The 13369-nt window shown below is 55.1% G+C and carries 10 protein-coding genes, 1 tRNA gene and 1 pseudogene; 8 read left to right on the top strand and 4 right to left on the bottom strand.

Annotated elements, in window-relative coordinates:
• The first annotated feature begins 5 nt into the window (after positions 1-5).
• The 3 genes from NUS69_RS09235 to NUS69_RS09245 all read left to right on the top strand — a co-directional run bounded on the left by NUS69_RS09235 (position 6) and on the right by NUS69_RS09245 (position 5181).
• The gene (locus tag NUS69_RS09235; RefSeq protein ID WP_258083499.1) at positions 6-3896 is read left to right on the top strand and encodes a DNA-directed DNA polymerase II large subunit; all 3891 of its coding nucleotides are present in this window, start codon (positions 6-8) and stop codon (positions 3894-3896) included.
• A gap of 49 nt (positions 3897-3945) precedes the next feature.
• Entirely contained in the window at positions 3946-4632 is a 687-nt protein-coding gene (locus NUS69_RS09240) for a hypothetical protein (protein ID WP_258085072.1), read from the top strand.
• 473 nt (positions 4633-5105) lie between these two features.
• Positions 5106-5181, top strand: a tRNA-Gln gene (locus NUS69_RS09245).
• Positions 5182-5259: 78 nt separating this feature from the next.
• Here NUS69_RS09245 and tpiA read toward each other — a convergent pair.
• Together tpiA and coaD are read right to left on the bottom strand one after the other, a co-directional pair.
• Entirely contained in the window at positions 5260-5940 is a 681-nt protein-coding gene (gene tpiA, locus NUS69_RS09250; protein ID WP_258083500.1) for a triose-phosphate isomerase, read from the bottom strand.
• Positions 5941-6010: 70 nt separating this feature from the next.
• Positions 6011-6475: pseudogene (gene coaD / locus NUS69_RS09255) on the bottom strand (phosphopantetheine adenylyltransferase); the annotation flags it as partial.
• 70 nt (positions 6476-6545) lie between these two features.
• On the opposite strand from coaD, the gene NUS69_RS09260 reads away from it, so the two are divergent.
• From NUS69_RS09260 to NUS69_RS09280, 5 genes are all read left to right on the top strand, one after another.
• Positions 6546-7733, top strand: a complete 1188-nt coding sequence (locus NUS69_RS09260; protein ID WP_258083501.1) for a hypothetical protein — start codon at positions 6546-6548, stop codon at positions 7731-7733.
• On the top strand, positions 7734-9050 hold the full coding sequence (locus tag NUS69_RS09265) for an acetate--CoA ligase family protein (protein WP_258083502.1): 1317 nt from the start codon (positions 7734-7736) through the stop codon (positions 9048-9050). It begins immediately after the preceding gene.
• A gap of 82 nt (positions 9051-9132) precedes the next feature.
• Positions 9133-9654 (top strand): flavin reductase family protein, encoded by a 522-nt coding sequence (locus NUS69_RS09270; protein ID WP_258083503.1) that lies wholly within the window; start codon positions 9133-9135, stop codon positions 9652-9654.
• Positions 9655-9694: 40 nt separating this feature from the next.
• Positions 9695-10672 (top strand): bifunctional N(6)-L-threonylcarbamoyladenine synthase/serine/threonine protein kinase, encoded by a 978-nt coding sequence (locus NUS69_RS09275; RefSeq protein ID WP_258083504.1) that lies wholly within the window; start codon positions 9695-9697, stop codon positions 10670-10672.
• Positions 10663-11454 (top strand): DUF835 domain-containing protein, encoded by a 792-nt coding sequence (locus NUS69_RS09280; RefSeq protein ID WP_258083505.1) that lies wholly within the window; start codon positions 10663-10665, stop codon positions 11452-11454. Before NUS69_RS09275 ends, NUS69_RS09280 begins: the two co-directional genes overlap by 10 nt.
• Here the strand turns inward: NUS69_RS09280 and NUS69_RS09285 are convergent.
• Positions 11438-12274: an NAD(+) kinase gene (locus NUS69_RS09285; protein WP_258083506.1), complete on the bottom strand. Its 837-nt coding sequence runs from the start codon at positions 12272-12274 to the stop codon at positions 11438-11440. The two genes, NUS69_RS09280 and NUS69_RS09285, sit on opposite strands and share 17 nt — an antisense overlap.
• A 56-nt stretch (positions 12275-12330) precedes the next feature.
• Entirely contained in the window at positions 12331-13368 is a 1038-nt protein-coding gene (locus NUS69_RS09290; protein WP_258083507.1) for a flippase-like domain-containing protein, read from the bottom strand.
• Position 13369 lies beyond the last annotated feature (1 nt).

Below are 13369 nucleotides of genomic sequence, written 5' to 3' on the forward strand. Positions count from 1 at the left end.
TACTCATGCCTGAGCTCTACTCACCCGAAATTAAGGCTTACTTTGAATCCCTGCAGCGCGAGATAGACAGGGCCTACGAGGTGGCGAGAAAGGCCCGTGAGCAGGGCAAAGATCCCAGCCTGGAAGTGGAGGTGCCCCAGGCGACCGACATGGCCGGCCGTGTTGAGAGCCTCGTTGGGCCGAAGGGCGTCGCCGAGAGAATCAGGGAGCTCGTCAAGGAGTACGGTAAAGAGCTGGCCGCCCTGAAGGTGGTCGATGAGATCATCGGGGGGAAGTTCGGCGACCTCGGGAGCAAGGAGCGCTACGCTGAACAGGCCGTCAGAACGGCTCTGGCAATCCTCACGGAGGGAATAGTTTCGGCCCCACTGGAGGGAATAGCCGACGTCAAAATCAAGCGCAACAGCTGGGACGATAACTCCGAGTATTTAGCCCTCTACTACGCTGGTCCAATCAGGAGCTCCGGCGGAACGGCACAGGCTTTGAGCGTCCTCGTCGGCGACTACGTGAGGAAGAAGCTCGGCCTCGACCGCTTCAAGCCCAGTGAGAAGCACATTGAGAGAATGGTCGAGGAGATAGACCTCTACCACCGTGCCGTTACGAGACTGCAGTATCATCCCGAGGCCGACGAGGTAAGACTCGCCATGAGAAACATCCCCATCGAGATAACCGGTGAAGAAACGGATAAAGTTGAGGTCTCCCACAGGGACGTTCCCGGCGTTGAGACCAACCATCTTCGCGGCGGAGCGATTCTCGTTCTGGCCGAGGGTGTCCTCCAAAAGGCTAAGAAGCTCGTCAAGTACATCGACAAGATGGGCGTTGAGGGCTGGGACTGGATAAAGGAGTTCGTTGAAGCCAAGGAGAAGGGCAAAAAGGCAGAGGAGTCCAAAGTCGATGAGTCCAAGGCGGAGGATTCCGGTGCAAAGGAAGAGATCGGGGAGAAAGTTGAGAAGGGCTTCTACTACGAACTCTACGAAAAGTTCAGGGCCAATATCGCCCCCAACAAAAAGTACACGAAGGAAATAATCGGGGGCAGGCCGCTCTTCGCCGAGCCCTCAAAGAACGGTGGGTTCAGGCTCAGATACGGCCGCTCCCGTGTCAGCGGTTTCGCAACTTGGAGTGTCAATCCTGCGACCATGCTGGTTCTGGACGAGTTCATAGCTATTGGAACCCAGATGAAGACGGAAAGGCCCGGCAAGGGCTGTATCGTGACGCCGGCAACCACCGTGGAAGGCCCGATAGTCCGGCTCAAGGACGGGAGCGTTATTCGCGTGGACGACTACGAGACCGCCCTCAGAATCCGGGACAAGATTGACGAGATACTCTACGTCGGCGATGCTCTGGTGAACTTCGGCGATTTCGTCGAGAACAACCAGACGCTTTTGCCTGCCAACTACGTCGAGGAATGGTGGATTCAGGAGTTCGTCAAAGCTATAGCCGAGACCTATGAGGTCGAGCTTAAGCCGTTCTCCGACAACCCGCGCGGGCCCATCGAGGAGGCGGCGGAGTACATTGAAGTTGACCCGGACTTTCTCGAAGACCTGCTGAAAGACCCCCTCCGTGTGAGGCCGAGCGTTGAGGTTGCGGTGCACCTCTCAAAGGTCCTGGACGTTCCGTTTCATCCGTACTACACCCTCTACTGGAACACGCTCAAACCTGAGGAAGTCGAGGAGCTTCAGAGGGCCTTGCTGGGGGCTCAAATCGAGTGGGACGAGCACATGAAGAACAAGTTCGCGAGGAAGGTGGTTCTGGAGAACGACCCCAAAATCAAGCGCTACCTTGAACTCCTAGGTTTACCTCACAGGCTTGAGAGGACAGAGGAGCGGAAGAGGGTCATAGTAATCGATTACCCCTGGAGCGCCGCGCTCCTTACACCCCTTGGCAACCTCGAATGGGAGTTCAGGGCCAAGCCTTTCCACACCACCATAGACATAATCAACGAGAACAACCGGATAAAGCTCCGTGACAGGGGAATAAGCTGGATAGGCGCGAGAATGGGCAGGCCGGAGAAGGCCAAGGAGAGGAAGATGAAGCCGCCGGTTCAGGTTCTCTTCCCGATCGGCCTCGCCGGTGGCTCCAGCAGGGACATCAAGAAGGCCGCCGAGGAGGGAAAGGTAACGAGCGTGGAGATAGCCTTTTTCCGCTGTCCGGAATGTGGCCACACCGGGCCGGAGCATATCTGCCCGCGCTGTGGGACGAGGAAGGAGCTCCTCTGGCACTGCGCCAAGTGCAACGTCGACTACTCCCAGAACGAGGCAGGGGGCTTTGACTTCCGATGTCCCAAGTGCGGCATGGAGCTGAAGCCCTACGCGAGGAGAACCATAAAGCCGTCCGAACTGCTCAGGAGGGCTATGGAGAACGTGAAGGTTTACGGCATCGACAAGCTCAAGGGCGTCCAGGGTATGACCTCCGGCTACAAGATGGCAGAGCCGCTTGAGAAGGGTCTTTTAAGGGCCAAAAACGACGTTTACGTATTTAAAGATGGCACCATCCGCTTCGATGCCACAGATGCCCCGATAACCCACTTCAAGCCAAAGGAGATAGGCACGAGCGTTGAAAAGCTTCGCGAACTCGGCTACACCCATGACTTTGAGGGCAAGCCACTGGAGCGGGACGACCAGATACTCGAACTCCGCGTTCAGGACGTTATACTGCCCTACGAGGCTGGAAGGTATCTCCTAAAGGTTGCCCGCTTCATAGACGACCTCCTTGAGAAGTTCTACGGCCTTCCGAGGTTCTACAACGCCGAGAAGATGGAGGACCTCGTCGGACATCTCGTGATAGGCCTCGCCCCCCACACTTCAGCGGGAATCATAGGCAGGATAATAGGCTTCTCCGACGTTCTCGTGGGCTATGCGCACCCGTATTACCACGCCGCGAAGAGGAGGAACTGTGACGGCGACGAGGACGCTGTAATGCTCCTCCTCGACGCCCTGCTCAACTTCAGCAAGTACTATCTGCCCGAGAAGCGCGGAGGCAAGATGGACGCGCCTTTAGTCGTTACCACCCGCCTCGATCCAAGAGAGGTGGACAGCGAGGTTCATAACATGGACGTCGTCCGCTACTATCCGCTGGAATTCTACAGCGCGACCTACGAGATGAAGTCCCCGAAGGAGATCAAGTTCATCGAGCGCGTCGAGGACAGGCTCGGCAGGCCGGAGATGTACGAGGGCCTGAAGTTCACCCATGATACAGATGACATCGGCCTCGGCCCGAAGATGAGCCTGTACAAACAGCTCGGCGACATGGTGGAGAAGGTCGAGCGCCAGCTCGCCCTGGCGGAGCGCATAAGGGCGGTTGACGAACACCACGTGGCCGAGACGATAATCAACTCCCACTTGGTTCCCGACCTGAGGGGCAACCTTAGGAGCTTCACGAGGCAGGAGTTTAGGTGTGTTAAATGCAACACCAAATACAGAAGGCCCCCGCTGACAGGTAAGTGTCCCAAGTGCGGCGGGAAGATAGTCCTCACGGTCAGCAAAGGGGCTATAGAGAAGTACCTTCCGACCGCCAAGATGCTGGTCACGAAGTACAACGTGCTCGACTACACGAGGCAGAGGATATGCCTGACTGAGAAGGACATCAAGACCCTCTTCGAGAACGTCTTTCCCGAGAGGCAGAGGACGCTCATGGGCTTCTCGGCCGACGTCTGCGAGAAGATGATAAAGGCAAGAACCGGTAAGTCCAACGGCAAAAACGGCTACCTTGATGAACTTAAGGCGAACGGAAAGCTCAAGAAGAGTTCCAAACCCGAGAAAAAGAAGGAATCTAAAGCCTCTAAGCGCTCCGAGAAGAAGATAAAGCCATCACAAGGGTTCGAGAAAGCAGTCAAGAAGGAAAAGGCTGCCATGAAGAAGAAAAAGAAGGGCATAAGTCTCGACGAGTTCTTCGGCTCTTAGTTTTTCCGTTAATCATATATATCATTATGCCGCTCTTTCTTTGATGGGAATGAACTCAGGGTTCAAATTGCTCCCCAGCGTGGCCTACCTGCGGGTTCAGAGGCAGGCTTTCATAGGCTATTCTATGCCCCTCGCTGGATGGATAGGTGAGTACCTGGTGAACTACCAGCGGCTTCCGAGGCCGAACTTCCTTGGGAGGGCGATGGGAAAACTGGGCTTCCACCTCGCCGGCGAGGAGCGCGATGATAGGTACATCACCCAGTTCTTCACGAAGGGGAGCGTCTCTGTAAGCGCGAGCTGGGACGTTGAGAGGGAAAACCTTTTCCTCCAGATAATTCCCCTCCGTTCGAGACTCTCCAGTGGCTTAACGGTCAGAGCGGAGCACATAGAGTTCTACGACCAGTACGTGGTGAGCATAGAGCCGACCGGTAAACTCCCGCCCGGCGTCAGGGGGATTGGGATAAACGCGCTCATCCTTGAGAAGTTCTATCCGGTCGAGACTCCCTTCTGGGGAATGCTCCACGAGGACTGGGAGGTTGAGCTAAACCTTCTCGTAATGAAGGACGAGGTCTACGATTCTCTGAGCCGCGATGAGTACCGCTGTCCGGTCTGCTTCTCGCCCCTGAGCGAGGAGAAGGGAGTTTTGAAGTGCACCACGTGCGGCTTCACCTACGCTCCGGAGACGGACTTCGAGAGGGTAATGGAAAAGTTCAGCGTGGAGGAGTTTGCGTTTTAGAAACTTTGCCTTCACAAAGTTGCTCGACAGAGATTCATCAAAGTTTGTGATTCCTTTCAAAAATTCAACGTGGAGGACGTTTGTACTCTCAACAGGCATTTTCAGGTAGGAATTCATAATTCAAGGCTACAAAACGCGGGTTTAAACCATTGAAGCCTCCTTCGGAGGGCAGAGATAGCAAACCCACTTGGATAATGTATTTTCAAAGGAATTCTTCACTAAAAACCACGCGCTCAAAAAAGCAAACCTCTCAAAAGAGCACTTCACAGAAGAATCACCAACTTGTCAAACTACGCGCAGGAAGCTTTGGAAAAGGCTCCGTCAAAAGTTGGGAGCTCTTGAAATATGGAAAATCGCTTCCAAAGGGGAACTTGGGAGAAAGCTACGAACTTGATAAATCCCTGCCGGGCGACTTTGCTGGGGTAACTTTTCACTAAACTTTATAAGCCTCTTCTCGGCTTTTTCTATCGGGCAGCCCCGTGGTGTAGCGGCCAAGCATGCGGGACTTTGGATCCCGCGACCCGGGTTCGAATCCCGGCGGGGCTACCATTAATTTCTGTTCTGTGGCCTAAGAAATTTTTGAACGGGCTTGTTTGGACGTGACTGGCTTTAAAAGTTAGAAAAGGCTCAGAGGATCAGCGACACCAGATCCCTTATCGCCTTCTCCGGGTCCTTGGCCTTGGTAACTCCGCTTGCGAGAAGAACTCCAACGCTTCCCAGCTCTAGAGCCTTCTTGACGTCCTCTCCCGTGGAAATTCCCGCGCCAGTTAGAACCTTGACGTCCGGGTTGACCCTCTTAACCAGCTCGACCGTGTCGGTGATGACTTCCGGCTTGGCTTTGCTGACGGGGATGCCTGTGCCTATGAGTTCGGGCGGCTCGACGGCCACATAATCCGGCCCGAGTGCCGCCACAGCCGCGCTGACGGCTGGGTTGTTGGAGCAGACCATCGTCATCAGGCCAACTTCCTCAGCGCGCCTTATGCTGGCCTCCAAATCCGCTAAAACCATCCTGTTTTCGGAGTGGTTGAGGAGCGTTCCCACAGCTCCGGCCTCCTTGACGGCCTCCGGCAGGACGTGGCCGGTGTGGCTTCCCGGCGTTATCGGGTCGATGTGCTGGGCGAAGACAGGGATTTCGACCTCCTGGGCTATCCTGTAGAGGTCGGCTAATTGTGGTGCGACGACGATTGTTATCCCGGTCTCCTTCCAAACTTTCTCGGCGGCCTTGGCTATCCTCAAAGCCCCATCGCCCGTGGCCTGGGCGTAGGTCTTGAAGTTAATCGCTATAATCGGTTCCTTCAGCTTCGACATTGGTATCACCGTAGGTGTTACGTTTTTGTTCCTTAAACGCCTTTCCCTTTCGGGCTTTCTTTCCACTGGAAAGCGGCTTTCCGAAGGGGTCTATGAGGCCGGCCCTTATCAGGGATGAGCTGATTTTGGAGCCTAATGAGCTTTTCACGAGCCCTATGGTGACTATTTCCAGGGGCTTCAGGCCTTTCTCCTTTCTCGCCCTGTTCACGATGAGAGCGCCCTTGTAGGTCTCCTCGCTCACGACTATGGCTTCAAGGCTTTTCATATCGTCCGCGAAGCCTATTGCAGTGTGTATCTTGATGATTCGGTAGTTAGAATAGCCGTTCACCTCGAAGAATTTGATTAAATCCTTCAACCGGATTCCGTATGGAAGGATTTTATCGGCGTAGGGCTTCTCGCGTATCATCTCGTCCGAGGTAAGGCCTATATAGACGTATTCTCCGACCTCGAAGGCCTTTCTGAGCAGGGCTTTATGGCCGAGGTGGAGCCTGTCGAACGTTCCGCCGACCACGACCTTTCTGTATCTTTTCCCCATGGGGGAAACTTAGGCGAAGGAACCAATAAGCTTTTTTATTCGCTGAGAAGATTTCCGTGGAGGTGGTTGAATGAGGCGGTTCATGGCGTTCATGCTCATCATCTTTCTCCTCACTCCTCTCATCGGTGAGGTCAGTGCGGTCGACGACCCGCAACCCCTTTTCAGGATGGAGATGACCATTACCGTGGCCCGAGTTAAGGTCGAGAACACCTCTACCTGGATGGGAACCTTCAAGATATACGTGGTTCTGAAGGATCCCGGCTATCGGGCGTACTTCGACTATCTGGTAGCCAACAACAGCACGAAGGCCAATGAGGAGTTTGCGAGCTTGGTGAAGCAACTGGTTTACGACAACATGAAAGACAACCTTGAGAAGAAGTTTGAGGCCGCCAACATGAGCAGCACCATATACCTCCCCTCCGGAGGGCCCGTCAGGGTTCTCGACAACTGGTCGGCCGTCGTGACCTTTGCAGTTGCGAACTTCCTTGTGGGCGATGGAAAGGTGCTCCGGTGCCCTGTGAGCGGCTTTCTGGACTTTGTTTACAGAGGACACGTTTTCGACTACAGCTGGGACAAGCTCACCCTGATTCTCCCCCGCGACTACCAGATAAAGAACCTGGCTCCCGTTCCAGACGACCTGAGCGATAACGTTGCCGTATGGAAAAACGGAAGCTTTCTCCCAATCATAGAGCTGTACACCCCAGTGTATTCCTACGTGCTGTTCCTGAACTCGACCCGGAAGGAGATTTCACTCCTCTACGACCCGAAAGAGGGCTACGTCCAGTTCAACGCGACCTTCACCGGTGCCAACGCTACCCCGTCGATAATAAACCAGCTCCTGGCCAGCTTCAGAGCCACAATGGACGTTATGAGTATAGACACCAGACAGGAAAACGGTTCGCTGGTCGTTATCGGGGTTGTACGGCCGGAGGTTGCCTACCAGGAGACGTCCTCTGAAAAGATATGGAAGGCCATGGTGAAGCTTCCGGGGGCTTTTGACAACATCTCCGTCGTCAGGGGCACTTACGTTCTGGCGCCGGACCACACCCTGATAATAACTGTCACGGAGAAGAAGTCTAACTACAGACTCTACGCCTATGGAATCGCCGTTGTGCTCGTGATAGCGGCCGTTATCATAGTGAAAAAGAAAGGGGCTAGGAAGGGGTCTGAAACAGCAGAGAAGGAATCGGGTGGGGCTTCTCCACCGGAAACTGGAAAGCAGGAGCTGTCCCGGGAGCCGGACGGTGGGGGTGAGTGAATGGATTTCTTCTTTTATCCCTCCAGCGTTGCGGTATTTGGCTCCTTCAAGAAGGGCGCCATAGCCTACGAGATTCTCCGGAACATCGTGGAGGGGGGCTTTGAGGGCAAGATAATCCCGGTCAACCCGAAGGGCGGAACCGTTGAGGTCGCCGAGAGGATTCTCCAAATCCGTGAGAGGCTTGACGAGGCCGTTGATACTGCTATAATCGCCATCCCGGCGAAGTTCGTTCCTTCCCTAATCGATGAAATAGGCCCCCTCATCAGGGGTGCGGTCGTTATCTCAGCCGGCTTCTCCGAGGTTGGGAACGAGGAGCTTGAACGCGAACTGGTGGAGAAGGCTAGGAGGCACGGCGTTCGCGTTATAGGCCCCAACTGCGCAGGCATCTTCGGCGTCCACGGGAGGTTCTTCGGTTCCTTCGAGGTCAGGGTTAGGCCCGGTGGGCTGGCATTAATCAGCCAGAGCGGTGCCTTCGGCGGTGCGGCGTTGGCTATGGGCAACGACGAGGGGATAGGCTTCTCGGCCTTCGTTTCCTATGGAAACGCATCCGACCTGAATGAGAGCGACTTCCTTGAGTACTTCGCGGACGACGAAAACACGAAGGTCATCGCCCTCTACATCGAGGGCGTTAAGGACGGCAGGCGGTTCCTAAAGGCCCTCCGCTACGCCGCTGGAAGAAAACCGGTCATCATCCTCAAGGCCGGCAAGAGCGCGAGCGGGGCCAAAGCTGCAGCTTCCCACACCGGCTCTTTGGCTGGAAGCTACGAGATTTATAGGGCGGCATTCAGACAGGCCGGGGCAATCGAGGTCGAGGAAATGGAGGAGCTCTTCGACGCTGCCAAGGCCTTTGAGATGTATTCCAAGGCAGGAAGGAGGGTCGCGGTAATCACCAACTCCGGCGGCCCGGGTGTTCTGGCAACGGACAAGCTCGAAAGGCTGGGCCTTGAGATTGCAAAGCTGAGCGAGGAGACCGTCAATGAACTCCGCTTATTCCTTCCGCCCCAGTGCTCGGTGAGGAACCCGATTGACCTGATAGCCGATGCGGACTACGAGCGCTACAGAAAAACGATTGAAGTCGTCTGCCGGGACGAAAACGTGGATTCGCTCCTCGTCATCTGCGTGCCGCCGATTTTCATTCCAAGCGAAGAGATAGCGAAGGCGGTAATCGAGGCCGAATGCGATAAGCCAGTAATAGTCAACTTTATGGCCGGGGAGCTGGTGGGTGATGGGGTTAGGCTTCTCGAAAGGCATGGACTCAAGAACTTCCCGACACCGGAGAGGGCCGCCAGGGCACTCTACTGGCTCTCCCTGCGCTGATGCTCCTCTCTTTTAATGTCCCGGCGTTCTTTGGGACTTTAACCTTTTATATCATGAAGAGGGATTCATATTTGGTGGTGGGATGAAGTCGTACAGGCTGCTCTATCCTATGAGGACTTATCTCGTCGTAGCCGGTAAGGGTGAGGAAGCAAACGTCATGGCCGCGGACTGGGTTACCATAGTCTCAGCGAGGCCGTTTATGGTCGGTGTTGCCATAGCGCCACAGAGACACACCTGGAAGCTCGTCAAGAAGTACCGCGAGTTCGTGATAAGCGTTCCCGGCCTGGACATGCTCGATGATGTCTGGATAGTCGGGACGAAGCACGGGCCTGAAAAGCTGAAGGAGACCTCCATAGAGCTGGTTCCCTCGAAGGCAATTGAAACGCCGAGCATCGGGAACGCACTGGCGAACATCGAGTGCAGGCTCGTCGATGAGAGGGACTACGGCGACCACACATGGTTTGTGGGTGAGGTCGTTGGCGGTTCGGCCAGAGAGGACGCCTTCAGTGGAGACCGTCCGAACCTTGAGGCCGGCTTTCTGGCCCATGCATCGTGGACCGACTTCGTGACCTTTGAGAATAAGGTTTACCGGCCGGGACGGTAGCCCGGCAACTTTTTATACACTTTTTCCCGAGCGTATCACGATGATAGCCCTTGGCCTGGAAGGCACGGCCCACACCCTTGGCATAGGCATCGTTACAGAAACGGAAGTTCTGGCCAACGTATTCCACACTCTCACGACGGAGAAGGGGGGAATACATCCGAAGGAAGCGGCCGAACACCACGCTAATCTCTTGAAACCCCTTCTCAGAAAGGCCCTCGACGAGGCCGGAATAGGTATGGATGACGTTGACGTTATAACCTTCTCCCAGGGGCCGGGCCTCGGTCCTGCTTTGCGTGTCGTGGCAACGGCGGCAAGGGCTCTCGCGATAAAATACGGCAAGCCCATAGTCGGCGTCAACCACTGCATCGCCCACGTCGAGATAACCAAGATGTTCGGCGTTAAGGACCCCGTTGGTTTATACGTCAGCGGCGGAAACACGCAGGTTTTGGCTTTGGAAGGCGGCCGCTACCGCGTCTTCGGAGAGACCCTCGACATAGGCATAGGCAACGCGATAGACACCTTCGCCAGGGAGCTGGGTATAGGCTTTCCCGGTGGCCCAAAGATTGAGAGGCTCGCGCTTAAGGGCGAGCGCTACATAGAGCTTCCCTACGCCGTGAAGGGCATGGATCTGAGCTTCTCCGGAATCCTGACCGAGGCGGTTCGGAAGTACAGAACCGGGAAGTACCGCGTTGAGGACTTAGCTTATTCCTTCCAGGAGACGGCCTTTGCCGCCCTGGTGGAGGTGACGGAGAGGGCCGTGGCTCACACCGGCAAGGATGAGGTCGTCCTGGTCGGTGGGGTTGCAGCGAACAACCGCCTCCGCGAGATGCTGAAAGCCATGACCGAGGACAGGGGTATAGACTTCTTCGTCCCTCCCTACGACCTCTGCAGGGACAACGGGGCCATGATAGCCTACACCGGTCTGAGGATGTACCTTGGTGGTGTTCGCTTCAGCATTCGGGATACCCTGGTCAGGCAGAAGTTCAGGACCGATGAGGTGGAGGTAGTATGGAGCTGATGGTGCCTCTGCTGGTGTTTATCGCGGATGTCGTTCTGTTTGTTGTAATCGGGTATGCAGCCCTCTATGCTCTCAGGAGGATCAACCGCTACGAAGAGCCCCTCAATCGGTTCATCATCGTAACGGCGTTTTCGCTCCTCCTGGCGTCCATTGGGCGGGCAATGGACATAATTGACGATTTCATGACACGTCCTGAGATTTTGTGGCCCATGAAGCAGGTATCATACTTTCTTTCCATCCTTGGGATAGCTTACGGTCTGATGAACTACATCAGGAGCGTTGAGAAGAGAATCTTTCCGGTACCGTCCGGAAAGGTACTTGATGGAACTCTGCCCCCTGGTGGCTTTATATATCTCGGTGAAAACGAGGGTGAGGTGCTGGAGTTCCTCGGGAAGTGTGAGGTTCCGGCGATGGTTATTACAAGGAGCCCATGGAAGTACGAGGACATCTGCGAGCATGTGCACACCCTCTGGATAACACAGGCCAGCGAAAGTGGGGTGGGTCCAACGAGACTACACGTGATCCTGGACAGTGCCGTGAAGTTTTTCCAGGGGGGTGGGAAGCTCATTGTGATAGACTGTCTTGAGGTTCTGGTTCTATATAATGAGTTCCAGTCCGTATTCAGATTCCTTTCGGCTCTCAAGGATTATGCGATTGGGACTGGTTCCACGGTTCTCCTCCTGGTTGGGAATCCAACCCTGGATGAAAAGGAGATGATGATACTCAAAAGAGAGTTTGCCCCAATAAAAGACCTGAAAGAGCTCCTCAGAATTTCCCCTTGATTTTCATTGTATACTTGGGGTACACCTCACTGGTGAAGCGTATGAACTTGGCCTTTCTTGGGGAGAGTTTCACGGTTATCTCCGTTTCCGGTTCGAGGTACGTGTAGAACTGGCCGTCGATGGCGAGGATGACCTCCCTTGTAATGGCGATGTTTCTGATGTCTATGGTGCTGTACGAGGGCACTATCATGGGCCTTGAGCTCAGGGCTATTGGTGCGAGAGGTGCTATGACCACGACGTCCAGTCTTGGATCAACGAAGGGTCCGCCCGCGCTCATTGCGTAGCCTGTGGAACCTGTTGGAGTTGAGACTATCAACCCGTCGGCCCTTATCTCGTCGGCCAAGCCTCCGTCTATGTAGTACTTAAGGTGGATTATCTTTCCGGGGATTCCCGTCAGGACGGCCACCTCGTTGAGCGCGTCCGGCACGGTGTTCTCGCCGTTTAGGTAGGTCCTCAGTTTTATGCGCTCATCTATGTGGTAATCACCCTCAAGGAGCTTGCTCAGTGCAAAGAACGTCTCGTGGGGCTCCACCTCCGTGAGAAAGCCGAGGGTCCCCATGTTGATTCCGAGGATGGGTATGTCCTTCTTGGTTCTGTGCTCCACCCGCAGTATCGTCCCATCTCCCCCTATGACGATTATAAAATCGACGTCGAAATCCTCAAGCGGGCAGACGTCCTCTTCCTGGAACTCGGGGAGATGCCTGTGGGTCTCGCTGTCGACGCACACCTCGTATCCACTAATCTTTAAAAAGTCGTAAACTCTATACGCCAGCTTCAGCGCCGCTTCCCTATCCCTTCGGGCAACGATTCCGAACTTCATACTACCCTCTTCCCCGCGAGGCGATAGTGCTAACTCAAAAATATTGGAAGTTGGATTTATATCTTTCCCTCTTCCTCGCGGGATTGCCTCTCGGCTCTGACCTTTATGCCGAAGTGCGCCATCACTATAGCCCCCGTGAATGTGGGGGCCCAGTAGGAGATGAGCCTCTCAAGGACCGTTGCCGTAACGGCCACTCCCTTCCCTATGCCCAGTAGGACGTACACCGCGGAGTTTATGGCCTCGATTATCCCGGCCCCTCCCGGGAGAATCATCATCATTCCCACCACTATGCCGATGGTCTGGACGACCATGACGTCGAGGATGCCTATCGGGTTGTTGATGCTCAGGAATATCAGGTATGACCTGAGGAGAACAAGGAACCAGAAGGCGAAGGAGTACGCCAGAGAGAGTGCAAAGGCGCGCCTGTGGGTGAGCAGGAACTTGAACTTCTCCTGGAACTGGGGGACGCTGACTTCAACGGCATGAACAAACTTCTCCTCGTACTTGGCGGCCTTTTTCGGCATGATCCTTCCAAACTGCCGGTAGACCCAGTAGAGCATGCCCTTGGTCTTCCTTTCGCTGAGAAGTATGCCAACCGTTGCCAGGGTCAGGGCGGCAAAAGCGAGGTCAAGTACAAACACCGTGATTGTCAGCGTGAACGACCCGAGGCGGTATACGTACACTGTCGCGAGGAAGAGCATGACGACGACTGGGATCACATCAAGTATCCTGTCGAGCATTATCGTGGCGAAGACGTTGCCGTAGGGTTCTTTGGTATGCTTGGATATGTAGTACATCCTCACCGGCTCGCCGCCGCCCCTTGCCCCAGGCGTGACGTTGTTCACGAAGATGCCCGCGAAGAGGGCCCCGAGGATCGTCCTGAAGGGAACTCCGATGCCCAGACTGTTCAGGAGAACCCTCCAGCGGAGGGCCCATATGATGACTGCAGCTATGTAAACCAGAACCGCCAGGAGGAAGTAGTCGGCCCTCGCGTTCCTGAGTATCGCCATGACCTCCCCTATCCCGGCCCACCAGAGGAGGAGTGCTATTATCGCCAGACCCAGGCCCAGGAGGGAATACTTCCTCCAGTCCATG

Source organism: Thermococcus thermotolerans, assembly GCF_024707485.1.
Taxonomy (GTDB): Archaea; Methanobacteriota_B; Thermococci; order Thermococcales; family Thermococcaceae; genus Thermococcus; species Thermococcus thermotolerans.